At 39.1% G+C, this 26,782-nt stretch carries 21 protein-coding genes, 2 tRNA genes and 3 rRNA genes; 16 read left to right on the plus strand and 10 right to left on the minus strand.

All coding sequences use genetic code 11. The features are described 5' to 3' along the window. Positions 1 to 31: 31 nt before the first annotated feature. Positions 32 to 943 carry a glutaminase gene (locus tag NOX80_RS09040; RefSeq protein WP_256552958.1) on the plus strand — a complete coding sequence of 304 codons (912 nt, stop codon included), beginning with the start codon at positions 32 to 34 and terminating at the stop codon, positions 941 to 943. A gap of 37 nt (positions 944 to 980) precedes the next feature. On the opposite strand, the gene rlmF is transcribed toward NOX80_RS09040, so the two are convergent. The 5 genes from rlmF to thrS all read right to left on the minus strand — a co-directional run bounded on the left by rlmF (position 981) and on the right by thrS (position 5,375). Beyond that, positions 981 to 1,940, minus strand: a complete 960-nt coding sequence (gene rlmF, locus NOX80_RS09045; RefSeq protein ID WP_256552960.1) for a 23S rRNA (adenine(1618)-N(6))-methyltransferase RlmF — start codon at positions 1,938 to 1,940, stop codon at positions 981 to 983. Positions 1,941 to 2,076: 136 nt separating this feature from the next. Continuing rightward, positions 2,077 to 2,421 (minus strand): 50S ribosomal protein L20, encoded by a 345-nt coding sequence (gene rplT, locus NOX80_RS09050; RefSeq protein ID WP_136403191.1) that lies wholly within the window; start codon positions 2,419 to 2,421, stop codon positions 2,077 to 2,079. Positions 2,422 to 2,524: 103 nt separating this feature from the next. Next, entirely contained in the window at positions 2,525 to 2,722 is a 198-nt protein-coding gene (gene rpmI / locus NOX80_RS09055) for a 50S ribosomal protein L35 (RefSeq protein ID WP_136403190.1), read from the minus strand. A gap of 125 nt (positions 2,723 to 2,847) precedes the next feature. Then, the gene (gene infC, locus NOX80_RS09060) at positions 2,848 to 3,399 is read right to left on the minus strand and encodes a translation initiation factor IF-3 (protein WP_136403189.1); all 552 of its coding nucleotides are present in this window, start codon (positions 3,397 to 3,399) and stop codon (positions 2,848 to 2,850) included. A 29-nt stretch (positions 3,400 to 3,428) separates the two neighbouring features. Beyond that, positions 3,429 to 5,375 carry a threonine--tRNA ligase gene (gene thrS / locus NOX80_RS09065; RefSeq protein WP_256552961.1) on the minus strand — a complete coding sequence of 649 codons (1,947 nt, stop codon included), beginning with the start codon at positions 5,373 to 5,375 and terminating at the stop codon, positions 3,429 to 3,431. A gap of 947 nt (positions 5,376 to 6,322) precedes the next feature. On the opposite strand from thrS, the gene NOX80_RS09070 reads away from it, so the two are divergent. The 9 genes from NOX80_RS09070 (at position 6,323) to NOX80_RS09110 (ending at position 16,980) form a co-directional block, all read left to right on the plus strand. Then, positions 6,323 to 7,838: ribosomal RNA gene (locus NOX80_RS09070) — 16S ribosomal RNA — on the plus strand. A 157-nt stretch (positions 7,839 to 7,995) separates the two neighbouring features. Next, positions 7,996 to 8,069 (plus strand) — tRNA-Ile (locus NOX80_RS09075). Positions 8,070 to 8,164: 95 nt separating this feature from the next. After that, positions 8,165 to 8,238: transfer RNA gene (locus tag NOX80_RS09080), tRNA-Ala, on the plus strand. Between the two features lie 113 nt (positions 8,239 to 8,351). Further along, positions 8,352 to 11,231: ribosomal RNA gene (locus NOX80_RS09085) — 23S ribosomal RNA — on the plus strand. A 111-nt stretch (positions 11,232 to 11,342) separates the two neighbouring features. After that, a 5S ribosomal RNA gene (gene rrf, locus NOX80_RS09090) occupies positions 11,343 to 11,452 on the plus strand. Together the 16S, 23S and 5S rRNA genes with 2 tRNA genes alongside form the textbook arrangement of a ribosomal RNA operon. A gap of 414 nt (positions 11,453 to 11,866) precedes the next feature. Beyond that, positions 11,867 to 13,276 (plus strand): aspartate ammonia-lyase, encoded by a 1,410-nt coding sequence (aspA, locus tag NOX80_RS09095; RefSeq protein ID WP_256552962.1) that lies wholly within the window; start codon positions 11,867 to 11,869, stop codon positions 13,274 to 13,276. A gap of 16 nt (positions 13,277 to 13,292) precedes the next feature. Next, a complete protein-coding gene (locus NOX80_RS09100) occupies positions 13,293 to 14,363 on the plus strand; it encodes a type II asparaginase (RefSeq protein WP_256552963.1) in 1,071 nt (356 codons plus the stop codon). A gap of 79 nt (positions 14,364 to 14,442) precedes the next feature. Then, positions 14,443 to 15,786 (plus strand): anaerobic C4-dicarboxylate transporter family protein, encoded by a 1,344-nt coding sequence (locus NOX80_RS09105; protein WP_256552964.1) that lies wholly within the window; start codon positions 14,443 to 14,445, stop codon positions 15,784 to 15,786. 18 nt (positions 15,787 to 15,804) lie between these two features. Continuing rightward, the gene (locus tag NOX80_RS09110; RefSeq protein ID WP_256552965.1) at positions 15,805 to 16,980 is read left to right on the plus strand and encodes a porin; all 1,176 of its coding nucleotides are present in this window, start codon (positions 15,805 to 15,807) and stop codon (positions 16,978 to 16,980) included. Between the two features lie 78 nt (positions 16,981 to 17,058). Here the strand turns inward: NOX80_RS09110 and NOX80_RS09115 are convergent, their stop codons facing one another. Next, entirely contained in the window at positions 17,059 to 17,640 is a 582-nt protein-coding gene (locus NOX80_RS09115; RefSeq protein ID WP_256552966.1) for a tRNA-(ms[2]io[6]A)-hydroxylase, read from the minus strand. Positions 17,641 to 17,734: 94 nt separating this feature from the next. On the opposite strand from NOX80_RS09115, the gene NOX80_RS09120 reads away from it, so the two are divergent. Then, entirely contained in the window at positions 17,735 to 18,961 is a 1,227-nt protein-coding gene (locus NOX80_RS09120; RefSeq protein ID WP_256552967.1) for a glycosyltransferase family 4 protein, read from the plus strand. A 13-nt stretch (positions 18,962 to 18,974) separates the two neighbouring features. Here the strand turns inward: NOX80_RS09120 and NOX80_RS09125 are convergent, their stop codons facing one another. Further along, the gene (locus NOX80_RS09125; protein WP_256552968.1) at positions 18,975 to 19,418 is read right to left on the minus strand and encodes a DUF4268 domain-containing protein; all 444 of its coding nucleotides are present in this window, start codon (positions 19,416 to 19,418) and stop codon (positions 18,975 to 18,977) included. 92 nt (positions 19,419 to 19,510) lie between these two features. On the opposite strand from NOX80_RS09125, the gene NOX80_RS09130 reads away from it, so the two are divergent. After that, positions 19,511 to 20,149: an NUDIX hydrolase gene (locus NOX80_RS09130; protein ID WP_256552969.1), complete on the plus strand. Its 639-nt coding sequence runs from the start codon at positions 19,511 to 19,513 to the stop codon at positions 20,147 to 20,149. Positions 20,150 to 20,203: 54 nt separating this feature from the next. Beyond that, positions 20,204 to 21,019, plus strand: coding sequence for a lysophospholipid acyltransferase family protein (locus tag NOX80_RS09135; protein WP_256552970.1), 816 nt, complete (start codon positions 20,204 to 20,206; stop codon positions 21,017 to 21,019). A gap of 33 nt (positions 21,020 to 21,052) precedes the next feature. Here the strand turns inward: NOX80_RS09135 and NOX80_RS09140 are convergent, their stop codons facing one another. Beyond that, positions 21,053 to 21,694: a hypothetical protein gene (locus tag NOX80_RS09140; RefSeq protein ID WP_256552971.1), complete on the minus strand. Its 642-nt coding sequence runs from the start codon at positions 21,692 to 21,694 to the stop codon at positions 21,053 to 21,055. A gap of 14 nt (positions 21,695 to 21,708) precedes the next feature. Then, positions 21,709 to 22,203 carry an RNA polymerase sigma factor gene (locus tag NOX80_RS09145; RefSeq protein ID WP_256552972.1) on the minus strand — a complete coding sequence of 165 codons (495 nt, stop codon included), beginning with the start codon at positions 22,201 to 22,203 and terminating at the stop codon, positions 21,709 to 21,711. Between the two features lie 181 nt (positions 22,204 to 22,384). Here NOX80_RS09145 and NOX80_RS09150 point away from each other — a divergent pair, with 181 nt between their 5' ends. After that, positions 22,385 to 23,686, plus strand: a complete 1,302-nt coding sequence (locus NOX80_RS09150) for an NAD(P)/FAD-dependent oxidoreductase (RefSeq protein ID WP_256552973.1) — start codon at positions 22,385 to 22,387, stop codon at positions 23,684 to 23,686. A 29-nt stretch (positions 23,687 to 23,715) separates the two neighbouring features. Here NOX80_RS09150 and NOX80_RS09155 read toward each other — a convergent pair whose 3' ends face one another. Beyond that, positions 23,716 to 24,777 (minus strand): DUF3810 domain-containing protein, encoded by a 1,062-nt coding sequence (locus NOX80_RS09155; RefSeq protein WP_256549467.1) that lies wholly within the window; start codon positions 24,775 to 24,777, stop codon positions 23,716 to 23,718. Between the two features lie 114 nt (positions 24,778 to 24,891). Here NOX80_RS09155 and NOX80_RS09160 point away from each other — a divergent pair, with 114 nt between their 5' ends. Then, a complete protein-coding gene (locus tag NOX80_RS09160; RefSeq protein ID WP_256549468.1) occupies positions 24,892 to 25,176 on the plus strand; it encodes a (2Fe-2S) ferredoxin domain-containing protein in 285 nt (94 codons plus the stop codon). Positions 25,177 to 25,304: 128 nt separating this feature from the next. Then, positions 25,305 to 26,768, plus strand: a complete 1,464-nt coding sequence (locus NOX80_RS09165) for an aminoacyl-histidine dipeptidase (protein ID WP_256549469.1) — start codon at positions 25,305 to 25,307, stop codon at positions 26,766 to 26,768. Positions 26,769 to 26,782: the final 14 nt, after the last annotated feature.

Raw genomic sequence — 26,782 nt, forward strand, 5'->3', positions numbered from 1 at the left:
TATAATTTTGTGGTTCAATTAGAGTGACTAAATGAATTATACGACAATACTTCAGGAAATATACCAACAAATAAAAAGACTACCGGTTACCGGAAACGTAGCCACAACGATACCGGAATTAGCTAAAATCGATCCGCAGAAATTTGGAATGCACCTGACAACTATCAATGGTGATGATTTCGGAGTCGGAAACAGCGAAGAAAAATTTTCCATACAAAGTATTTCTAAAACATTATCTGTAGCGATGGCTTTTTCGCTTTTAGGTGAGCGTATGTGGGAAAGAGTAGGTGTAGAACCATCCGGAAATCCGTTTAATTCCTTAGTTCAATTGGAATATGAAAAAGGAATACCTCGTAATCCGTTTATCAATGCGGGCGCTATTGTTGTAGCTGATATGCTATTGTCGCAATTAAAAGATCCTAAAAACGATTTCCTGAATTTTGTGCGCGCACTGGCAGGAAGTCCGGAAATAAACTTCAACCTACAAGTAGCGGAATCGGAAAAACTTACCGGTTTCCGGAATGTCGCATTAGCTAATTTTATTAAATCGTTCGGAAATATTGAAAACGATGTCGATGCCGTTCTGGATTTTTACTTCTTCCAATGTTCAATTGAAATGACTTGTAAAGAACTGGCACATTCATTTTTCTTCTTTGCTAATGGAGGAGTAACCAAAAACGGAGATCCGGTTTTAACCCAAAGTCAGGCGAAACGATTAAATGCGTTGATGCAGATGTGTGGTTTTTATGATGAATCGGGTGAGTTTACCTATAAGGTCGGATTACCGGGGAAAAGTGGAATAGGCGGCGGAATTGCAGCTTTATATCCTAAAAATTTCACAGTCACAACCTGGAGTCCGAGATTAAATGAAAAAGGAAACTCCGAATTAGGCATGAATGCTCTGGAATTATTGACAACCAAAACTGGAATGTCGATCTTTTAAATCCGATGGCTGACAATAAAATCCTGTAAACAACCCATTATTGGAATCGCTGTTTGCTCCAGTTTCGTATTTGTTCTTCATTTTGAAAAGACCAGACTAAAATTCGGGATACTTTATTTCCCTGTTCCATTGTAATTGTCTTAACTGTCGGAACTTTAATCTTTTTTAAAATCGAGTAGAAGGCTTTTAAATTATCATTTTTGGAAACCAATGTAGAAAACCAAAGACATTGGGATTGAAAATGCACACTTTCATAAATCATATTGGTAATAAAGGCACGTTCTCCGCCTTCGCACCAAAGTTCATTATTCTGACCACCAAAGTTGAGTATCGGTTTATCTGAAGTTGCTTTTCCAAGATTTTTTAGTTTGCGTTGGGTACCTTTTGTAGCCGCTTCGCGTGAATCGTGAAAAGGAGGATTACAAAGGGTAAAATCAAAAATGTCCTTATCGTTGATTATATTTTTAAAAATATGGCGTTTGCTTTCCTGTAATCTTACGACTATTTCGTTTTGAAGCGTTTCATTATTTGAAATAATTGTCTCAGCTGTAATTTTTGCCGGTTTGTCCAACTCAGTGCCAATAAATGACCATCCGTATTCCTGATGTCCAATAATCGGATAGATACAGTTGGCTCCGGTTCCGATGTCCAAAAGGCGAATAGTATGGCCGGTTGGGATTTTTCCGTTGTTGTATTCAGCTAAAACGTCGGCAATATGATGAATATAATCAGCACGACCGGGTATAGGCGGACAAAGATTTGTTTTGGGTAATTCCCAGTAATTGATGTTGTAATAGGCCTTTAAAAGACTTTTATTGAGTATTCTTATCGCGTCCGGATTAGCAAAATCAATGCTTTTATCGCCAACGGGAGTTGTAATGATATAAGCTTCCAGCTCCGGATAGGTAGTAATCAGAAAATCAAAATCGTAACGACTGTTATGTTTATTTCGGGGATGTAAGGTTTTCGTAGTACCGGAAGGAGTGCTTTTTTTCATTTTTCTAAAATAGGATACAAAGGTACTACAATTATCAGGAAAGGAAAAGTTTCCGTCTTGTATTAGCGGTAAACAAAAAACCCATTCAAAAGAATGGGCTTTGTAATAAGTAAGATAAATATGTTTAACAAACGTTTTATTTAATTTTAGTTACGATAGCTGCGAAAGCTTCAGGGTGGTTCATTGCTAAATCGGCAAGAACTTTACGGTTCAATTCGATGTTGTTAGCTTTGATTTTACCCATAAATTGAGAATAACTCATTCCGTGTAAACGAGCTCCTGCGTTAATACGCATAATCCATAATGCACGGAAATTTCTCTTTTTTTGCTTTCTTCCACGGTAAGCATATTGCATTGCTTTTTCTACCGCGTTTTTCGCTACTGTCCAAACGTTTTTACGTCTTCCAAAGAATCCTTTGGCTTGCTTCAATACTCTTTTTCTTCTAGCTCTTGAAGCAACTGAATTTACTGATCTTGGCATAATTCTTAAATTGTTTTTGTAGCAGGCGTCCTTTTCAGGTTCTTTTGAATATTATTCTTGGCACTGCTCCAGGGTTATTAAATTGTTTTAACCGAAAGAACGATTAGATAATTCTTAATTGTTCTTTTACACTCTTAACGTCAGATGGGTGAACCAAAGCTGCGTGAGTTAAAGCTAATTTACGCTTTTTAGATTTTTTAGTCAAAATGTGACTTTTAAAAGCGTGCTTTCTCTTGATTTTTCCAGAGCCAGTAACTTTAAAACGTTTCTTAGCACTAGATTTAGTTTTCATTTTAGGCATTTTCTTCCTAGGTATTAGATTTATCTTACTTATTATTTTGATTACAATTTGAAAAACAAACTGCAATATTATATCAGGGACTTAAAAAGTCCGTTGATTAAAATGGAAAGAATCAGCTTATTTTATTATTGCTTTTTCTTTTTTGGTGCGATGAACATGATCATACGCTTACCTTCAAGAACTGGTAAAGCTTCTACTTTTCCGAATTCTTCAAGATCCTGAGCAAGGCGTAATAACAAAATTTGCCCTTGTTCTTTATAGATGATTGATCGTCCTTTAAAGAATACGAATGCTTTTAATTTTGATCCTTCCTTAAGGAATTTCTCTGCATTCTTTTTCTTAAATTCATAATCGTGCTCATCTGTCTGAGGACCAAAGCGTATTTCCTTTACAACAATCTGCGAAGACTTAGCTTTTAACATCTTGTCTCGTTTCTTCTGCTCATAAAGGAATTTTTTGTAATCCATTATTTTACAAACAGGAGGAGCTGCATTGGGTGAAATTTCAACCAAATCCAATTCTTGCTCTTCTGCCATTTGTAAGGCCAAAGATGTTTTGTAAACACCTGGCTCAATGTTCTCTCCTACAAGGCGAACTTCAGGAACACGGATAGCATTGTTTGTTCTGTGCGGATCCTTTTTTTCTACTCTGGGCTGAAAGCCCCTGTTGTTTCTAATTGCTATGGCTCTAAAAATTTAAGTTAAACTTAGAATGATTTTAATGTCTTATTGATTTCTTCTTTTACCAAAGAAGCAAACTCTTCAATTGTCATGGTCTGATTAGACTTACCGGCATCACCGTGACGACGCACTGAAATTGTACCGTTTTTCTCTTCCTCTTCTCCAACAATCAGCATGAACGGTAATTTCTGAACTTCTGCTTCCCTGATTTTTTTACCGATCGTTTCGTTACGATTATCAATTAGGGCGCGAATTTCGTGATTTTCTAGCAAATCTAAAACTTTTTTGGCATAATTTTCATATTTCTCGCTCAAAGACAGTATAATAGCCTGCTCCGGCATTAGCCATAACGGGAAATTCCCACCAGTATGTTCTAAAAGAATTGCAATGAATCGCTCCATAGAACCGAAAGGCGCACGGTGAATCATTACAGGTCTATGTAGCTCGTTGTCAGATCCTTTATAAGTTAGTTCGAAACGTTCCGGTAGGTTGTAATCTACCTGAATCGTACCCAATTGCCAACTTCTGCCTAATGCATCTTTAACCATAAAGTCCAGTTTCGGACCATAGAAAGCGGCTTCACCATATTCTACAGTTGTATTCAGTCCTTTTTCTCTTGCAGCATTAATAATGGCGCTTTCAGCTTTTTCCCAGTTGTCATCAGAACCGATATATTTTTCCGGTTTTTCCGGATCACGTAATGAAATCTGAGCTGTAAAGTTTTCAAAACCTAAGGATCCGAATACATATAGTACTAGGTCAATAACGTTTTTAAACTCGGCATCCAATTGTTCAGGAGTACAGAAAATGTGAGCATCATCCTGAGTAAATCCTCTAACACGAGTTAATCCGTGTAATTCACCACTTTGCTCATAACGGTAAACAGTTCCGAATTCTGCATAACGTTTTGGAAGGTCTTTATAACTCCAAGGTTTTGCGTTGTAGATTTCGCAGTGATGCGGACAGTTCATCGGTTTTAATAAAAATTCTTCTCCTTCGGCCGGTGTGTGAATCGGCTGAAAACTGTCAGCTCCGTATTTAGCGTAGTGTCCGGACGTCACATAAAGTTCTTTCTGACCAATATGAGGGGTCACTACTTGTTCATATCCAGCTTTTTTCTGTGCTTTTTTTAAGAATTGCTCCAATCGGTCACGTAAAGCAGCTCCTTTAGGTAACCATAACGGAAGACCTTGACCTACTTTTTGGGAAAAATGGAATAATTCCAACTCTTTTCCTAACTTTCTGTGATCGCGACGTTTTGCTTCTTCCAGTAATTCCAGATAATCGGTCAAATCCTTTTGTTTCGGGAATGAGATACCGTAAACACGGGTTAACTGTTTGTTTTTTTCATCTCCTCTCCAATATGCGCCGGCAACCGATAATATTTTCATCGCTTTGATCAAACCGGTATTCGGAATATGACCACCACGACATAAATCGGTAAAAGTAGCATGATCACAGAATGTAATCGTACCGTCTTCCAGATTTTCGATTAACTCTGTTTTATAGGGATTGTTTTCTTTTGCGTAAAACGCTAATGCTTCTGCTTTAGTAGCGGAACGCATTTTGAATTCGTGTTTTTCTCTCGAAATAGCCAAAACGCGATCCTCGATAGCTTTAAAATCGCTGTCAGTTACTCTTTGGTCGCCAAAGTCAACGTCGTAATAAAAACCATTGTCAATAGCGGGACCGATAGTTAATTTAATCCCGGGGTACATTTCCTGTAACGCTTGTGCCATTACGTGTGAAGTAGAGTGCCAGAAGGCTTTTTTTCCTTCCTTGTCGTTCCATGTATATAATATAAGAGCACCGTCCGTGGTTAATTCGGTCGTGGTTTCAACTGTTGTACCATTAAAAGAAGCTGAAATAACATTTCGGGCCAATCCTTCACTAATGCTTTTGGCAACATCCATCGGAGTTACACCTTGTGCAAACTCCTTTACCGAACCATCGGGTAATGTAATCTTTATCATATATTAAATTTATAAAGCGCAAATATAAATGTTTACAAAACGACATACAATATATATAGGTAGGATAATTGTAAATATTTTATTAGGATATTGATGAGGATTTAGCGGATTGTATACTTATGAAGTAGTTTTTAAATTTAAAAGTTATGAAATTGTATGTGAAATGTATCGGATAGTCTACTGTTTATAAAGCCTGATCGTTTTATTTCATCCGGACACACCCGCCATATTTTTAAACCTGTCGGGTTTTGTATTTCGGTTTACTCTATATATTATAATGTAAAGTACCCGTTTTTTCTACCTGACAGGTTTTTAAAACCTGTCAGGTATGATTTCTCCAAACCGTCCTAATATATAGGAGTAGATGTCTTTTCTCTTTCTTCTTTTTTCGGGATGATTAGCATTAAAAACCGCCCTATATATAGGAGTAGATGTCTTTTCTCTAGCTTCTTTTCTCTTAGATCTTATGATTGCAGCAAAAAAGGAGTTGTGTTACTAAATGGTAATGAGGGAGTTAAAAAATAGTTTTAAAAAAAGGTTTAATAAAGTTTGCGAAATCGGAAAAAGGTTCTAGTTTTGCAGCCGCAATAAGGAAGTTCATTGAGAGTTAGCAGCAGATTGGAAATTGACTAAGGAATAGAAAAAAAGTCAAAAAAAGATTTGCGAGAAACAAAAAAGCGAATTATCTTTGCAGCCCGCAAAACAGGGAAGTTCTTAAAGATATTGAGTGAGGAAAACGAAGAAAATTTTTTCAAAAAAAACTTCAAAAAAATCTTGCACAGTTTTAAAAAAGTTTCTACTTTTGCAGCCGCTAACCGAGAGAGGTTAGTTGGAAAAAGAGAATGACACGTTCATAGACATATTGGATTGACAGCATACAAAGAGAGAGTAAGATTTTTCGAGTATAAAAAATTAGACCTGAGAATTATCGACAATATTAAAAATATACGATGAAGAGTTTGATCCTGGCTCAGGATGAACGCTAGCGGCAGGCCTAACACATGCAAGTCGAGGGGTAGGATTAGCTTGCTAATCTGAGACCGGCGCACGGGTGCGTAACGCGTATGCAATCTACCTTGTACAGAGGGATAGCCCAGAGAAATTTGGATTAATACCTCATAGTGTTTTAGAGTGGCCTCACTTTATTACTAAAGTTCCAACGGTACAAGATGAGCATGCGTCCCATTAGCTAGTTGGTGTGGTAACGGCATACCAAGGCAATGATGGGTAGGGGTCCTGAGAGGGAGATCCCCCACACTGGTACTGAGACACGGACCAGACTCCTACGGGAGGCAGCAGTGAGGAATATTGGACAATGGGCGCAAGCCTGATCCAGCCATGCCGCGTGCAGGATGAAGCATCTATGGTGTGTAAACTGCTTTTATACAGGAAGAAACCCTACCACGTGTGGTAGATTGACGGTACTGTAGGAATAAGGATCGGCTAACTCCGTGCCAGCAGCCGCGGTAATACGGAGGATCCAAGCGTTATCCGGAATCATTGGGTTTAAAGGGTCCGTAGGCGGTTTTGTAAGTCAGTGGTGAAATCTGGTCGCTTAACGATCAAACGGCCATTGATACTGCAGGACTTGAATTACCAGGAAGTAACTAGAATATGTAGTGTAGCGGTGAAATGCTTAGATATTACATGGAATACCAATTGCGAAGGCAGGTTACTACTGGTTTATTGACGCTGATGGACGAAAGCGTGGGGAGCGAACAGGATTAGATACCCTGGTAGTCCACGCCGTAAACGATGGATACTAGCTGTTGGGCGCAAGCTCAGTGGCTAAGCGAAAGTGATAAGTATCCCACCTGGGGAGTACGAACGCAAGTTTGAAACTCAAAGGAATTGACGGGGGCCCGCACAAGCGGTGGAGCATGTGGTTTAATTCGATGATACGCGAGGAACCTTACCAGGGCTTAAATGTAGAGTGACAGATTTGGAAACAGATTTTTCTTCGGACACTTTACAAGGTGCTGCATGGTTGTCGTCAGCTCGTGCCGTGAGGTGTCAGGTTAAGTCCTATAACGAGCGCAACCCCTGTTGTTAGTTGCCAGCGAGTCATGTCGGGAACTCTAACGAGACTGCCGGTGCAAACCGTGAGGAAGGTGGGGATGACGTCAAATCATCACGGCCCTTACGTCCTGGGCTACACACGTGCTACAATGGCCGGTACAGAGAGCAGCCACTGGGCGACCAGGAGCGAATCTATAAAACCGGTCACAGTTCGGATCGGAGTCTGCAACTCGACTCCGTGAAGCTGGAATCGCTAGTAATCGGATATCAGCCATGATCCGGTGAATACGTTCCCGGGCCTTGTACACACCGCCCGTCAAGCCATGGAAGCTGGGGGTACCTGAAGTCGGTGACCGCAAGGAGCTGCCTAGGGTAAAACTAGTAACTGGGGCTAAGTCGTAACAAGGTAGCCGTACCGGAAGGTGCGGCTGGAACACCTCCTTTCTAGAGAAAGATAAGCATCAGGTTTATGATACAAGAGATTTTACTCTCGCTGTTAGTTCAAAAAAAAGAAAAGTAAAAAGAGTTTAAACTATTTTTAGAGGAAAATGTGAGTTTTGATTTAAAATTCAGCATTTAAAATTTAAAATACGTTAAAAATAGTCTCGTAGCTCAGCTGGTTAGAGTACTACACTGATAATGTAGGGGTCGGCAGTTCGAGTCTGCCCGGGACTACAACTTTTACTTAGAAGGAAATTCTGGAAGTTGGGATTTGGATTAAGGGTTATTAATTCAAAATTCGAAATTCAACATTCAAAATAAGAAAGAATGGGGGATTAGCTCAGCTGGCTAGAGCGCCTGCCTTGCACGCAGGAGGTCATCGGTTCGACTCCGATATTCTCCACGATTCCATAATAATGGAAAATAGTTCATTGACATATTGAGATAAGAAAACAAAAAAATTAGAAAGCACAGAATTTAGGGTGCATCGTAAGATGTATTTTAAAAAAGTAAGTACAATAAGCAAAATAAGGGCGTATGGGGGATGCCTAGGCTCTCAGAGGCGAAGAAGGACGTGATAAGCTGCGAAAAGTTACGGGGATTGGCACATACGAATTGATCCGTAAATATCCGAATGGGGCAACCCACTATGTTGAAGACATAGTACATCGATAGATGGGCGAACCCGCTGAACTGAAACATCTAAGTAGGCGGAGGAGAAGAAAACAAAAGTGATTCCGTAAGTAGTGGCGAGCGAACGCGGAAAAGCCCAAACCAGTGCTGTTACGGCAGTGCTGGGGTTGTAGGACCACGACATTTCTTGCGGATTGAATTGGAATAACCTGGAAAGGTTAACGATATAGGGTGATAGTCCCGTACAAGTAAGAGAAGATAAGAATAGTGGTATCCTGAGTAGGGCGGGGCACGTGAAACCCTGTCTGAATCTGGCGGGACCATCCGCTAAGGCTAAATACTCCTGAGAGACCGATAGTGAACCAGTACCGTGAGGGAAAGGTGAAAAGAACCGTGAATAACGGAGTGAAAAAGATCCTGAAACCATACGCCTACAAGCGGTCGGAGCCCTTAAGTGGGGTGACGGCGTGCCTTTTGCATAATGAGCCTACGAGTTACCGTTGCTGGCAAGGATAAGCACTTCAGGTGTGGATCCGTAGCGAAAGCGAGTCTGAATAGGGCGCCATAGTCAGTAGTGGTAGACGCGAAACCGTGTGATCTACCCATGGGCAGGATGAAGCTGTGGTAACACACAGTGGAGGTCCGAACCGGTTGACGTTGAAAAGTCTTCGGATGACCTGTGGGTAGGGGTGAAAGGCCAATCAAACTCGGAAATAGCTCGTACTCCCCGAAATGCATTTAGGTGCAGCGCTGATTTAGTTATATAGAGGTAGAGCTACTGATTGGATGCGGGGGCTTCACCGCCTACCAATTCCTGACAAACTCCGAATGCTATATAATGATTTTCAGCAGTGAGGGCATGGGTGCTAAGGTCCATGTCCGAGAGGGAAAGAACCCAGACCATCAGCTAAGGTCCCCAAATGTATGCTAAGTTGAAAAAACGAGGTTTGTCTGCCCAGACAGCTAGGATGTTGGCTTGGAAGCAGCCATTCATTTAAAGAGTGCGTAACAGCTCACTAGTCGAGCGGACGAGCATGGATAATAATCGGGCATAAGTATACTACCGAAGCTATGGATTTGTATTTGATACAAGTGGTAGGGGAGCATTCTAAACTGGGTTGAAGGTGATATGTGAGTATTGCTGGACTGTTTAGAAAAGAAAATGTAGGCATAAGTAACGATAATGCGGGCGAGAAACCCGCACACCGAAAGACTAAGGTTTCCTCAGCTATGCTAATCAGCTGAGGGTTAGTCGGGTCCTAAGGCGAACCCGAAAGGGACAGTCGATGGCCAACGGGTTAATATTCCCGTACTACTTATAATTGTGATGGGGTGACGGAGTGATGAAAGTACCGCGAACTGACGGAATAGTTCGTTAAAGCACCTAGCTATAGGTCCCGTAGGCAAATCCGCGGGAACTGGTGAAATGCGATAGTACACGGAGTCTTCGGACAAAGTGATAGTGTACCTAAGGGCTTCCAAGAAAAACCTCTAAACTTAGATTATAAGTACCCGTACCGTAAACCGACACAGGTAGTCGAGGAGAGAATCCTAAGGTGCTCGAGAGATTCATGGCTAAGGAATTAGGCAAAATAGACCTGTAACTTCGGGAGAAAGGTCGCCAGCAGCAATGCTGGCCGCAGTGAAAAGGTCCAGGCGACTGTTTATCAAAAACACAGGGCTCTGCCAAATCGTAAGATGAAGTATAGGGCCTGACACCTGCCCGGTGCTGGAAGGTTAAGAGGAGATGTTATCTTCGGAGAAGCATTGAATTGAAGCCCCAGTAAACGGCGGCCGTAACTATAACGGTCCTAAGGTAGCGAAATTCCTTGTCGGGTAAGTTCCGACCTGCACGAATGGTGTAACGATCTGGACACTGTCTCAGCCATGAGCTCGGTGAAATTGTAGTATCGGTGAAGATGCCGATTACCCGCAGTGGGACGAAAAGACCCTGTGCACCTTTACTATAGCTTAGTATTGACCTTGGATAAGTGATGTGTAGGATAGGTGGGAGACTATGAAGCGGCTTCGCTAGGAGTTGTGGAGTCATTGTTGAAATACCACCCTTTGCTTATCTGAGGCCTAACTCTTCGGTGAAGAGGACATTGCTTGGTGGGTAGTTTGACTGGGGTGGTCGCCTCCAAAAGAGTAACGGAGGCTTCTAAAGGTTCCCTCAGCACGCTTGGTAACCGTGCGTAGAGTGCAATGGCATAAGGGAGCTTGACTGAGAGACATACAGGTCGATCAGGTACGAAAGTAGAGCATAGTGATCCGGTGGTTCCGCATGGAAGGGCCATCGCTCAAAGGATAAAAGGTACGCCGGGGATAACAGGCTGATCTCCCCCAAGAGCTCATATCGACGGGGGGGTTTGGCACCTCGATGTCGGCTCGTCACATCCTGGGGCTGGAGAAGGTCCCAAGGGTTGGGCTGTTCGCCCATTAAAGTGGCACGCGAGCTGGGTTCAGAACGTCGTGAGACAGTTCGGTCTCTATCTACTGTGGGCGTTAGAAATTTGAGTGGATCTGACTCTAGTACGAGAGGACCGAGTTGGACAAACCTCTAGTGTATCTGTTGTCCCGCCAGGGGCACCGCAGAGTAGCTACGTTTGGAAGGGATAAGCGCTGAAAGCATATAAGCGCGAAACCCACCACAAGATGAGATTTCTTTAAAGGGTCGTGGGAGATGACCACGTTGATAGGCTATAGGTGTAAAGGCAGTAATGTCATAGCCGAGTAGTACTAATAACCCGTAAGCTTATGTACGTGTCCTTCCGCCGCAAGGCGGAAGGGAAGTCTTTCTGACTGATGTTTTTGATTTTTTATCTCAGTATGTTAAAATATTAGTGTCTCGTTTAGAGAACGAGACCAACGATTTAAGGTGGTTATTGCGGCGGGGCTCACCTCTTCCCATTCCGAACAGAGAAGTTAAGCCCGCCTGCGCAGATGGTACTGCAATCCTGTGGGAGAGTATGTCGCCGCCTTTCTTTTAAAAACCCTATCATTACCGATAGGGTTTTTTGTTTTTATATAATGTCGGATCCAGCCCAAATGGAGCCGACATTTTTATTGCTACATGTTTTGTTTCTTAATAAAATGAAACTAAAAATAAAATACTTGCATTTTCATTCATTTTTACAACAATTTATTACAGATATAAATAAATTTCTAAAATATAATTATCTTTATTATCATTAATCACTTTATTTTAAGCCGAAAAACGAAAATAAACATTACATAATTGAATGGCAATTACTTCTAGTTTATAAAAAAAAATCAAATTAAACGATGTGTTTTGTCATGTTTTTTAGCTTTTATTAGCCGGAACTTTGTACTACTTAAATGAAAATCTTAACAGAGGAATTGAGAATATAAGTCTTAATAATTAAAATTTTAGTATTATGAAAAGCACAAGAAAAGAGCATGATTTTTTAGGAGAACTAGAAATCCCAAATGAAAAATATTATGGTGTTCAGACATTACGAGCTAAAATGAATTTTAATATTACAGGTATTACCCTTAATAATGAGAAAGGATTAATAAAGGCATTAGCACAAGTAAAAAAAGCGGCTGCTTTAGCGAATAAAGATTGCCATGTCTTAGAGCCTAAAATTGCAGATGCGATATGTTTTGCTTGTGATAAAGTGATAGAAGGAAAATTTGATGACGAATTTGTTAGTGATCTGATACAAGGAGGCGCAGGAACATCTGTCAATATGAATGCTAATGAAGTTATTGCCAACATAGCATTGGAATATTTGGGACATGAAAAAGGAGATTATAAATATGTACATCCGAATAATCATGTAAACTGTTCTCAATCAACGAATGATGCTTATCCTACAGCTGTACGATTAGCACTATATTATAAATTAGAAACTTTTTGCAAAATATTGACTCGATTAGGAGAGGCTTTTGCTGCTAAAGGTGAAGAATTTGAAGATGTCCTAAAAATGGGGCGCACCCAACTTCAAGATGCTGTACCAATGACTCTTGGGCAAGAGTTTCAAGGTTTTGCTACTACTATTGCTGAAGATGTACAGCGATTGCATGAAGCGCAAAAATTGCTGTTAGAAGTTAATATGGGAGCAACGGCAATAGGAACAAAAGTCAATGCTCCTGAAGGTTATCCGGAATTATGTGTGCGTTATCTCGCAGAAGAAACCGGATTACCACTTCAATTATCACCTGATTTAATTGAAGCGACCAGCGATACCGGTTCCTTTGTTCTTGTAATGGGAACTTTAAAAAGAACAGCTGTAAAGCTATCTAAAATATGTAATGATTTACGATTATTAAGTTCTGGACCTCGTACAGGTTTGAATGAAATAAATCTTCCTCCTTGTCAGCCGGGATCCTCAATTATGCCGGGTAAAGTTAATCCGGTAATTCCGGAGGTTGTTAATCAAACGTGTTTTTATGTCATCGGACAGGATATGACGGTTACAATGGCTTCCGAAGCAGGTCAACTACAACTTAATGTGATGGAACCGGTTATTGGTTTTGCATTGTTTACTTCACTGGAATATTTAGGTAACAGTATTACTACTTTAATTGATAAATGTGTTGTTGGCATCACTGCTAACAAGGAACACTGTGCTAAATTAGTAATGAATAGCATCGGTATAGTAACACAGTTAAATCCGATTTTAGGATATGAAACCTGTGCCAGTATTGCCGGTGAAGCTTTGTTATCGGGTAAAAATGTACATCAAATTGTTGTGAACGAAAGAAAATTGATAACCCAGGATAAGTGGGATGAGATTTATGCAATGGAAAATTTAATCCATCCGAAATTAATTGTATCTTAAAAATAAAGTATATAAAATGAGAAAGATAATAAGTTTATTGTTTACTGTTTTGATCGTATTTCAAATACAGGGACAATCCAAAAATACCAAGAATAAAGAGATAGAATTACCTCGTATAATGATCTTGGCTACCGGTGGTACTATAGCCGGTTCAGGAGAATCTTCCTCAAAAGCAGCTTATACTGCCGGACAAATACCGATTGATAATTTATTAAATGCTGTACCGCAAATTCATGAAATGGCCCGAATAAAAGGGGAGCAGATTGCTCAGATCGGAAGTCAGGATATGAATGTGGAGACCTGGTTAAAATTGAGTAATCGTATCAATGCAATTTTCGAAAATAATGAAGCAGATGGTGTTGTTATAACACACGGTACAGATACACAGGAAGAAACGGCCTATTTTTTATCACTAACCGTTAAGTCAGATAAGCCGGTTGTTTTGGTAGGTGCTATGCGTCCGGCAACGGCGATGAGCCAGGATGGAAACCGAAATCTTTTTGATGCTGTGATGGTTGCAGCCGCCCCGAATAGTCAGGGAATCGGAGTAGTAACGGCAATGAATGAAGAAATCTATGCTGCTCGTGATGTGACTAAAACGGTAACAACAAGTACAGCAACTTTTAAGTCTCGAAATTTTGGACCGATAGGCTTGATTTATGATGGAAAAGTAAGTTATTATTATAAGTCATTACGTAATCCTGAGCAAAAATTCAATATAAAAGGACTAAAAAAGTTGCCACAGGTTGAGATTATTTACGGATATGCAGATGCTAGCCCTAGAGCTATTACGGCTACGGTTGAAGAAGGTGCTAAAGGGATTGTATATGCAGGTATGGGAAATGGTAACTTTAATGCTCCGGTTGGAAAAGCATTAGAAAATGCGGTTAAAAAAGGAGTGACTGTCTGTCGGGCAGCTCGTGTCGGTGCGGGGAGAGTGACGCTACTCAATGAAGTGGATGATCAGGCGCTAGGGTTTGTAGTGGCTGACGATTTAAGTCCGCAGAAAGCCCGTATATTGTTGATGTTAGCTTTGACACAGACTCATGATCAGAAGACAATACAAGACATTTTCTTTAAATATTGATAAAGTCCGTTTTTACCACATAAAAGGGCAGGCAGTCTGCTTAGCCCTTTTTTATTTATAAACTTTAATAGAAATGCTTATGTTATTAATACAGTTTATAATCTTAATAGCAATGATTCTGATCGGATCTCAGATGAAAGGTATCGGATTGGGAGTAATGGGGATGGTAGGATTAATGATTTTTGTATTCCTGTTTCATATGCGTCCGGGTGATCCGCCGATTGATGTAATGCTAGTTATCATGACTATAGTGTCAACTGCAGCAACATTACAGGCATGTGGAGGTTTAGATTATTTAGTACAATTAGCCGAGAAAATTATTCGAAGTAATCCCTCTAAAATCGTTTTTATAGCACCGTTCACTGTTTATTTCTTTTGCCTTTTTGCCGGTACTGCTCATTTATTATATTCATTATTGCCTATTATATCAGAAGTTGCTGCCAAAAAAAGAATCCGGCCTGAACGTCCGTTAAGTGTGTCAGTTATCGCTTCCCATTTGGCGATAACCGGTAGTCCGATGAGTGCCGCAACAGCAGCTTTTGCAGGTGCGGGAATATTAGCGTATCCCGGAGCCTTGATAGACATTATGAAAATTTGTATTCCGGCATGTCTTGTGGGGATTTTATTTTCCTGTCTTGCTGTACTAAAAAAAGGAAAAGAACTGGAGGAAGATCCTGTTTTTATAGAAAAGATGAAAGATCCTGAGTTTGCCAAAAGCCTGGATTCTGAACCGGGAAATCAACCGAAAAAACTAAAAAAAGGAGCAAAAACCTCCGTTGTTATCTTTGCTATCGCCGTCTTATTAATCGTTCTTGCGGGTGCCTGTCCGCAATTATTACCTCAATTCGGATCCGGTGACGCTACTTTGATTTTAACGGCAAGCGGAGAACTAAAAATGGTGGGTGTTATCAGTATAGTTACCCTAACGGCATCGGCTCTTATGATGCTGTTAACAAAAACCAGTGCTGTCGAAGTAACAAAAGTCAGCTTGTTTAGTGCTATGGCTACCGCAGTTGTCTCTGTATTCGGTGTTGTTTGGATGAGTGCCACATTTATGGCACATAATCAGGTTGTTATAAAAGGATTTATGGAAGAAATCGTCACACAATATCCATGGTCTTTTGCTATTGCTGTTTTTGCTTTAGGCGCTTTAATGTTTAGTCAGGCTGCCACAACAAAAACAATGATGCCATTGGGGATGGCACTCGGTGTTCCTCATTATTCCCTGATCGCAATCTTTCCGGCTGTTAATGCTGATTTTGTATTACCCGGGTATCCGACATTATTGGCTGCTATCAACTTTGATAGAACCGGTAGTACAAAAATTGGAAAATTTGTGGTCAATCACAGTTTTATGGTTCCGGGGTTAGTTGCCGTTATTGTCGCCATTGCGATGGGATTCCTGCTAGGAGCCTTTTTATAAATGTAAATAATACATGCCATGAAAAAATATGTTCTTATAATATTGTTTTTATTTGTCCAAGCGATGATGTTCGGCCAGGATTATCAAATGAGTAATGATTCAATTTCAAAGCCGATCATTCCTAAAGATCGACTGGAGTTACTCAAAAATGTGGATTTGATCTTTAATATGCGGTTTGCTAATGATAATCTGTTTCGCAATGGAAAATTTGAAGAATCCACATTTAGTAATAACCAGCTGCGACTTGAAATCAGAGGAAAGATTCATGATAAAGTATATTTCAGATTCAGAGATCGTTATACAAAGAGTACGGATCCCGGTTCACGTGATAATACCAGCCGTTCAACTGATATGGCTTATATCGGTATAGATCTTACTCCAAAAATGCGTTTGAATCTGGGGAAAATGAGTGCCGATTGGGGCGGATATGAGTTTGATCTGAATCCGATTGATATCCTGGAATATAATGATATCATAGAAAATGCGGATAACTTTCTTACTGGTGTAGGTGCTACCTATCAGGCTTTCAAAAACCATTCGTTTGGCTTTCAGATACTGAATTCAAGAATATCTGATTTTGAAGATGTCTACAAAGACAAAATCCCGTTAAATCTTGAAAAAGCAAAAATTCCGATGGCTTATATTACTAATTGGAGAGGAAGTTTTTTCGGAGGAAAGTTGGAAACCATTTATAGTTATAGTTATTTTAAAGAAACTACCCAGAAAGGAATGAATTATTATTCCCTCGGCCATAAATACCAGGATAAAAAACTGACCTTAATGTATGATTTTAAATATAGTAATGAAGGAGTAGACAGAAAAGGAATTATCACCAATATGATCCCGGGAGAAGAAGTAGAAGTGCAGCAAAATGTCGAATATCTGGAGAATTGGATTAGAGCTGAATACCTGATTTTTCCGAAAGTAAATCTGTCCCTGACATTAATGAACAGTAATGCATATGCTAAAGATATTGTTGCTCCGGGCAGTGGTAATAGCCATATCCGATCTAGCTATGGTTATATTCCGGCTGTGGAATACCTGCCTTTTAAAGATTTGAATATCAGGTTCTATATCTCCTATGTTGGGCGCTATTATAAATACTCAACATTTGCACAGGAACATTTAGGACAAGTTGATTACAATACCGGACGCCTTAGTATCGGATTTATTGCACCTTTATTAGTTTTGTAGCTGAGTTCTTCGTTATTATGATGTAGCTTACAAAATTTGCTGTAAAAAATCCCTTTCGTTTTGAAAGGGATTTTTGTTTTAACCGTGTATCGTTTCTTGTTTTCCGTATTTGGTAATAATAGAGGTTTCATACGCAATCCATTCCTGCCAACGTTTTTCTACATCTGTCGTTTCAGTATATTTTCGGGCAAAATTTAAAAAGGTAGTATAATGTCCGGCTTCACTTATCATAAGCTCCCGGTAAAAAGTGGCCAGCTTTTCATCCTGAATGTTTTGTGATAAAACTTTAAAACGTTCACAACTACGCGCTTCAATCATCGCAGAAAATAAAAGTCGGTCAACAAGCGATTCATTGCGACTGCCTCCTTTTTTCAAGAATTTAGCCAGTTCATTTACATAATCATCTTTTCGCTCTCTGCCTAAAGCTAATCCCCGTTCTTTAATAATATCATGTACCATCTCAAAATGTTCCAGTTCTTCCCGGGCAATTTTAAGCATTTCGGTTACCAATTCTTCCTTTTCGGAATTAATTGTAATTATCGATATAGCGTTTGTAGCCGCTTTTTGCTCACACCAGGCATGATCAGTTAAGATTTCCTGAATATTCGATTCTACTATAGTAACCCATCTTGGGTCGGTTTTTAATTTTAAGCCTAGCATCGTAATAAAATTTAATCGTAAAAATACAATTTTAATACGAGAGTCCGAAATGGTCTTAACAAGTAGTATATTTGTTTTTTAGAAGCACAATAAAATGCCGTTACTACTTATCATCGGTTATGTTTGGCCGGAACCGGGATCATCGGCAGCCGGAAGCAGAATGCTGCAATTAATCCGCTTTTTTCAGTCTGAAGGTTTTGCGGTTACATTTGCCAGTCCGGCAGCGCACAGTGAATTTGCGATTAATTTGTATTCAATTGGCGTAACTCCCGAAACCATTCGACTTAATTGTTCCAGTTTTGATGATTTTATTCGGGAAATCAGACCGGATGTCGTGTTATTTGATCGTTTTATGATGGAAGAACAGTTCGGATGGCGTGTAGCCCGATATTGCCCTGATGCGATACGAATATTGGACACGGAAGACCTACATTGTCTACGGGAAGCAAGACGATTGGCCTATAAAAGACAAACCGATTACAGAGAAGAATTAGTAACTTTAGAAATAGCTAAAAGGGAAATCGCTAGTATTTTCAGATCGGATTTGACTTTGATGATTTCCGAATTCGAGATGGAGTTGTTGGTGAACAATTTTAAAGTAGATCCGGCAATTATACACTATATTCCGTTATTGGTCGATTCGGAACAAAGTAGTTTAGTACCTTTTGAGGAACGGAAAAATTTTGTTTTTATCGGTAATTTTTTCCATGAACCGAATTGGAATTGTGTCAAAGTGTTGAAAAATGAAATATGGCCGGTATTAAAAGAGAAAGTACCGGAGGCAACAATGCAGATTTACGGAGCTTATGCCACTCAGAAAGTAACAGATCTTCATAATCCGAAAGAACGTTTTTGGATAATGGGAAGAGCAGATGACGCAAAGGAAGTTATTACAAATGCACGGGTTTTGTTGGCACCGATTCGTTTCGGTGCCGGAATAAAAGGAAAATTATTGGAAGCTATGCTTTACGGAACGCCAACAGTAACAACAACCATCGGTGCAGAATCAATGCAGGATAATGGTGACTGGAATGGTTATATTTCAGATGATGCTGCTGCTTTTATTGCAAATGCAGCAACTTTGTATAGCGATTCGGAACTTTGGAATCGCAAACAGCAAAATGGCTACCGGATTGTAAAAGCACGGTATACGGCAAAATGGCATTTGGAAGCCTTAAAACAACGATTACACGATTTACAACATGATCTGAAACAGCATCGGCAAGCTAATTTTATCGGCGCCATGCTACAACATCATTCCATGCAAAGTACGCATTATATGGCAAAGTGGATCGCCGAAAAAAATAAAGCCACCCAATAGGTAGCTTTGTTATTTAGGTGTTGATTTCTAAATCACGGATATAATCTTCATATTCATAAAAGAAACGCTCGAAAGCATCCATCGTTTCATTGAAAAAATCGAAAGTCTCCGGCCAACTGGCTTTGTTAAAAAGACTAATACCGGTTTTCTCGATCCATATCTTACTGATTATTTTTCCGGTTTCCAGGTAAAAGTTGCGTTCTAAAATAGCATCCGGTAGAAATTCATCATGTAAAATACTGCGTAGCGACTCGATTTTTTCGTAATAGATCTTTCGCTTTTCATCATCTTTACTTTCAATATCCAATGTGACCTGAGCTTTTTTATTATCGACATAAAACTTAAAGGAAAAGTCCTTGATTTTGGTGTCATATAACAACCATTTCCGGGGATAAGCAGTCGCAAATTCGGTCCAGAATTCTTTTTTTATCTTTTGAGCTTCTTCTTTACTGAACATTTTTTCTTTAAATATTTGTTTTAATAAAATTTGCCAAGAGTTTTTTTTGAGGTAACTTTATAGTTAGGTTTTATAAGAAACGCAACAAAACAATGGACTTTCAGGATTTTTTAAAATATATACCAAAAATAGAAAAAGAAAAACTTCTGGCATCGGATGCACATATAAAAATGGCACCCCTGGAACGTATTTCGACCCTGAAGGAAGCAAGTTATGTTGACAAAAATCCTAGAAGGGCCGCAGTAATGATGCTGTTTTACCCGAAAAATCAGGTAACACATCTGGTGCTGATTGTACGAAATTCGTATCCCGGTATTCATTCGTCCCAAATCGCATTTCCCGGTGGTAAAGTCGAACCGGAAGACCGAAACCTGATTCACACGGCTTTACGCGAAACACACGAAGAAGTTGGGATTGCACCTAATCTGATCGAAGTGATCAAACCGTTTAGTGAGATTTATATTCCGCCCAGTAATTTTTTGGTTTCTCCTTTTATGGGAATTGCAATGAATGAACTGCATTTTATCCCGCAATTAGAAGAAGTCGCTCAGATTATTGAACTGCCATTAGATCAATTTCTGGATGACGAAATAATTGTGGAAGTCACCATGACAACTTCTTATGCAACCAATATCAAAGTGCCGGCCTTTCAGATCGAAGACCATATTGTTTGGGGCGCCACTGCTATGATGATGAGCGAACTCAAAGAAACTGTTAAGAATGTAATCTAATCGATTTGTTTTCTATACATTTGCAGTTCTTTTTTGATATTAAACAGTAAAAAAATGGGATTGTTTAAAAGAAATCCTTTTGGACATATACTCTTTATAAAAAAATGGCTGATCCGTGTTTTTGGTGCACTTACACATCGAAGATACCGCGGTTTTAACGAATTGCAGATTGACGGATCGGAAATTATAAGAGCATTACCGGATAAAAATGTACTTTTTATCTCCAACCACCAGACTTATTTTGCCGATGTCGTGGCGATGTTTCATGTATTTAATGCCAGTTTAAAAGGTAGGGAAGACAATATTAAGAACATCGGATACCTTTGGGAACCGAAACTCAATATTTATTATGTGGCGGCCAAAGAGACAATGCAGGCCGGACTTTTACCCCGAATATTATCGTATGTCGGAGCAATTACAGTAGAGCGTACCTGGCGATCAAAAGGTAAAGATGTCGCTGAAAATGAAAAAAGAGATGTAAATCCAAACGATACCGAAAACATTAAAATAGCCTTGGCTGACGGATGGGTGATTACATTTCCTCAGGGAACGACTAAATCATTCAAACCGGTTCGAAAAGGAACGGCACATATTATCAAACAGCATAAACCGGTTGTCGTACCGATTGTTATTGACGGATTCCGTCGATCGTTTGATAAAAAAGGACTGCGATTAAAGAAAAAAGGAATACTACAATCTTTTATCATTAAAGAACCGCTCGATATTGATTATGAAAATGATACCATCGATGAAATCGTAGAAAAAGTAGAATTTGCAATTGAACAACACCCGTCGTTTTTAAAAGTAATCCCGGCTGAAGAAATTGAAGCCCAGGAAGAACTGAACAGACAGCGACAATGGGATTATTAATAAAATAAAAAGAGGCTTTTAAGGCCTCTTTTTTTATAAGTCAATTTTCTTTAACTCTTCATAGTTCTTATATAAACGACGTAATAAATAGCCGTAGATCAGACGATAGAACAGCCATATTATACCCACAAATATGGAGAAGAATATAACTGAAAATCCAATAATCATCATCCAGAACAACAAACTTTGGTCATTTCCTTCAAACTGACCGGACATTCGATTGAATTTTTCATCATAAATAAAAGTGGCTACCATCATCGTGATAAATATAATACCAATCATAACCAGATTATACCAGATATAATACTGTACGGTTTTACGCGTTTTCAGAATACTTTTCATCAACGACTTCACACTGTCGGTTGTATTAATACTTTTAAAATTCCGGTAAAAAAGAAATATAAATGTAAAAATTACAATATAGTTAATCACTGTAAATGTATTGATCAGTGATTTAATATGATAGGACTCCAGTGTCTTTAGATAATTTTCGTCCGCAGTGCAAAGGCTGATTAAGCTCCAGGCGATCATTTCTAATATACTGATGATAAAAATCCATTTTACGATGGAAGACGACTTTTTATGCAGCATAGCATAAATTTCCTGTTCCGTAATTTTCGGAAAGGAATGCTCGTTTTTCTTCCAGTCTCTTTTTAATAAATCTAACTCTTCCATGACAATCGCTCCCGTTATGGATTTACAATTTTTTTTAGTTTCCCCTTGATCCGGTTCATTTTTACCCGGGCATTAACTTCACTAATTCCAAGGGTTTCGGCGATTTCTGTATAATCCTTGTCTTCAAGGTACATAAAAACCAATGCCTTTTCAATATCATTTAACTGATGTACGGCTTTATACAACAACTTAATCTGTTCTTCTTCTTCATAGTTATAATCCTCGTGGTTAAATCGGTGTATTTTACTGTCAAATTCTATGGTGTTAACCGATTTGGTTTTCTTTCGGTATAAGGTAATGGCAGTGTTTAAAGCAACCCGGTAAGCCCAGGTGGTAAATTTGGCTTCCCCGCGAAATTGCGGAAAGGCTTTCCAAAGCTGAATGGTAATCTCCTGAAATAAATCTTTATGCGAATCCTCATCAGAAGTATACAACCTGCAAATCTTGTGTATAATATTCTGATGTTCTTCTAATTGTGATACAAAGGACTGTTCCAGACTCAAACTCATAAACGATTAGTAGCGTTATAGCACGAATTGTTACAAATGTAAAGACTTTATTTTTCGAATAGTTGGTAGCGCTGTTCTATACAAGGTTTGACAAAAAAAGGAAGTGTGAGAATCCTGTTTAAAAAGCCATTTGAGCCGATTAAACTTCGTAACTTTATAGACTAAATTTTAACAAGAGAAAATGAACATTCCCAGGTCGAGTTTTCCACGGATAGTCATCATAGGAGGTGGTTTTGCCGGTATTGCACTGGCTAAAAAATTACGTAATAAAAATGTTCAGGTAGTGCTGTTGGACAAGCACAATTATCACACGTTTCAGCCCTTACTTTATCAGGTGGCAACCGGAGGATTGGAAGCCGGATCGATAGCCTATCCGATCAGAAAAGTGGTACAGGATTATGATAACTTTTATTTCCGATTGGCTCAGGTTAAAGAAATTGATACCGATGCAAAAAAAGTAACGGCCGATATAGGAGATTTGTATTACGATTATCTGGTTATCGCTACGGGATCGAAAACCAATTATTTCGGAAATAAAGAGATCGAAAAAAACAGTATGGCCATGAAAACCATACCGCAATCGCTTAATATTCGAAGTTTGATTCTGGAAAATTTTGAACAGGCTTTGCTGACAAATGATATCAACGAACGATTAAGTCTGATGAATTTCGTTATCGTTGGAGGCGGACCAACAGGAGTTGAATTGGCGGGAGCATTGGCCGAGATGAAAAAAGCGATTCTACCTAAAGATTATCCGGATCTTGATGTACGAAAAATGGAAATCAATCTGATTCAGGGAACCGATAAAATACTGGATGCAATGTCTCCGAAGGCATCCCGAAAAGCAGAAGATTTTTTAAGTGGTTTGGGGGTTAGCATCTGGAAAAATGTAAGGGTGACCAATTACGACGGTAAAACGGTTACCACAAATTCGGATCTGACTTTTGAATCGGCTACTGTAATCTGGACAGCGGGTGTTAAAGGAGCTGCCATTAAAGGTTTAAAACCGGAAGCATTAGCCGGTAATGAACGGATTAAAGTGGATGAATTTAATCAGGTATTAGGATATGAAAACATTTTTGCCATTGGTGATATTGCCGTGATGGAAGGTGATAAACATCCGATGGGACATCCGATGATGGCACAACCGGCATTACAGCAAGGTACATTGCTGGCTCAGAATATCATAAAAAAGATTCAAAAGCAAAAAATGAAGCCTTTTGTATATAACGACAAAGGTTCGATGGCTACTATCGGACGAAATAAAGCAGTTGTCGATCTACCGAGATGGCATTTCAACGGTGTTTTTGCCTGGTTTGTTTGGATGTTTGTCCACTTGTTTTCCTTAATCGGATTTAAAAATAAAGCCGTTGTATTTATGAACTGGGTTTATAATTATATCCGTTTTGATCGGGAAGGACGTTTGATCATTCGACCTTATAAAAAGAAAAGTGCACAGAGTTTTACTCCTGATGAGATATAATAGAAAAGACACCATTCAGGTGTCTTTTTTTATAACGGCTTTTCGCGATAATAATGAATCAGTAAGTCAACAAATTTACTGTAACTTTCCATACCGTCTTTTTGCTGATTGATCTTTAAAAAATGATCATAGAAAACTTTAAAAAGCGGTTCCATAAAATTCTGATGACTGTCCCAAAAGGTATCCGAATCTTTAAAATTCGCCAATACGCCGGGATGAATCAACGGGAGTAAGGCTTCACTTCCGCCTTCCTGTTTTAATTCGATATTATGTAAACAATAGCGTAGTGCATAGGTATAGCCGGAATATTGAAAATAGATATCATCATTGTGTATAGAGGCCATATAACCGATAAAATTGGCTTCACTCTCTGAAGCATAACCGATTTGGTGTGCCATTTCATGACAAGTTGTTGTCGCAAAATTGGGAAGCGGAATCAAATCATTAACCTGCGCTTCATTTGTAAACGGATTCAAATAACCGCTAAATCCCATATAGGTTAAAGGAGTGCTGATCAATGATGCTTTAACCGATTTATGCCGGTAACTGAAAAACGGAAATGTTTTAGCCAGATGTCCGTAACCGTTTATTGTTTTTTCAAAAATCTGATCACGGGTATACGGAACGGTAACTTTGAGGCTGTCGTTTTTTTCAATTTGGGAGTGGATTGTATTTACCTTAATAATAACACGTTCGGTAAAACGGATGAGTTCTTCCATAGAATAATCGCGTTCCAGCTTTAGTTTCTGATACAACGGAACCCGGATATAATTAATACCCCATAAAAGGTTAAACAGAAAGTAAAAAACAGAAACAAAACCGATAAGGCTTAACAAGTTGTCTTTCCACGCTGTTTTCCAGGTTTTTCGCTTGTTCCAAAACCAACGCAATAACAGAAAAATTACAATTCCATAAATCAGATCGCCTACGGAAAAAGGAATTTTACCCAATGTAATCCGTGAAATTCGGGACAAAACAGGATAAAAACCGTTGCTGTAATAACGCTCGACAAACTCAGGGAAAAAAGAAAGAAACTTTAGTAAAAGGAATTGAACCACAAGTAATAAGGGTAATACGAGCTTTTTATTCATCAGCAAAATTTTTATAAATATAAAAAATGTTAATTTAAGAAGCTGTTAATTTTCTTGTTGTATATTTGCATTTAATTAGAATAGATAAAAATAACGATAGCAATTATTCTGGGAATGAAAAAGTTAGAAGCGCCTCAAAAAGCAATTTATTTCTGTGATGGCAGCAAATGCAGCAAGGAGAATAAGAACAACCGTAAAGCAATCCGTTCACTGGTAAAAGAAGCGGGTTTGAAAAATGAAGTGACTTTGGTTAAAACGTTTTGTACGGATAATTGTAAATGTGCACCGGTTATAGCTGTTCAACCGGAAAATCTTTGGTTTGGCGATGTATCGGAAAAGAAAGCTATTCAGATCTTCGAAGAATATATAGCGCCTCCTGTTCTAAAAATCGCGAAATAAAAGTCCTTTTTCTTTCATAAATTTTCCTTTCCGTTTTCCTTAAAATAACCCGACTTGATAGTTGTCGGGCTAAAAATCTTTGTACCTTTGGAATTCAAAATTTGAATTATAACTACAAAAGGTAAACTATGAGCCAGGAAGTAAGAAATCTTGAGCCTAAACAGCTTTGGAATAAATTTGCTGATCTGAATGAAGTACCGCGCCCTTCTAAAAAAGAAGAGCGTGTGATCGCTTTTATGATGGACTTCGGTAAAAAATTAGGATTGGAAACCCTGAAGGATGAGGTAGGTAATGTGATCATTAAAAAACCGGCCACCGCAGGAATGGAAAATCGTAAAACCATAGTAATGCAATCGCATTTGGATATGGTTCACCAAAAAAATAACGATACCGTTTTCGATTTTGATACTCAGGGAATCGAAATGTATGTAGATGGCGACTGGGTTCGCGCTAAAGGAACGACTTTAGGTGCGGATAACGGTCTTGGTGTGGCTACAATCATGGCTGTTTTAGAAAGTAATGATATTCCACATCCGGCTATTGAAGCGCTGTTTACAATTGATGAAGAAACCGGTATGACCGGAGCTATGGGATTAAAAGGAGGATTACTGGACGGTGAAATCCTTTTAAATCTGGATACGGAAGAAGATGATGAAATCGATATCGGATGTGCCGGAGGTGTGGATGTAACTGCCGTTAGAGAATATAATGAAGAAGAAACTCCGGAAGGTTCTGCGGGTTATACGATTACTGTTAAAGGTTTAAACGGAGGGCACTCCGGAATGGATATTGACAAAGGATTGGGTAATGCCAATAAAATCATGAACCGTTTATTGTTTGACGGATTTGAAAACTTCGGATTACAGATCGTTGAAATCAACGGAGGAAGTCTTCGTAATGCAATTCCAAGAGAAAGTGTTGCAAAAGTGATCATTTCTCAGATTTATGATGAAGCTTTTGTTTTTGACATGCAGGAAGTAATCAATGATATCAAAACGGAATTCAAAACTACCGAACCGAATCTGACTATCGAAATTACAAAATCCGATTTACCGGCTAAGGTTATGGATTTAGGTGTTCAGGAAGGATTGATTCGTGCGTTGTATACTGCGCATAATGGTGTTTACCGTATGAGTGCGGACATGGAAAATCTGGTTGAAACGTCTAATAACATTGCTCGTGTGATTGTTAAAGACGGAAAGATTTCGATCCAGTGTTTAACGCGTTCTTCGGTAGAAACAGCAAAATTCGATTTGGCTAATGCTTTGCGTTCGGCTTTCGAATTAATCGGATGTGAAGTGACTTTCGCCGGTTCTTACCCGGGATGGACACCAAATGTAAATTCACCGATTTTGGATGTATTGACTTCAATCTATGAAAAGCAAAACGGAAACAAACCACACGTTGTAGCTTGTCACGCCGGATTGGAATGCGGAATTTTAGGAACAAATTATCCGGAGATGGATATGATTTCTTTTGGTCCGACGATCAAAGGAGCACATAGCCCGGATGAAAGAGCTTCGATTTCGTCTGCTCAGAAATACTGGAAATTTGTATTGGAAATTTTACAGAATATTCCGTTAAAAGGATAATATAGAAGTATTTA

Source organism: Flavobacterium cerinum (assembly GCF_024496085.1).
Lineage (GTDB): Bacteria > Bacteroidota > Bacteroidia > Flavobacteriales > Flavobacteriaceae > Flavobacterium > Flavobacterium cerinum_A.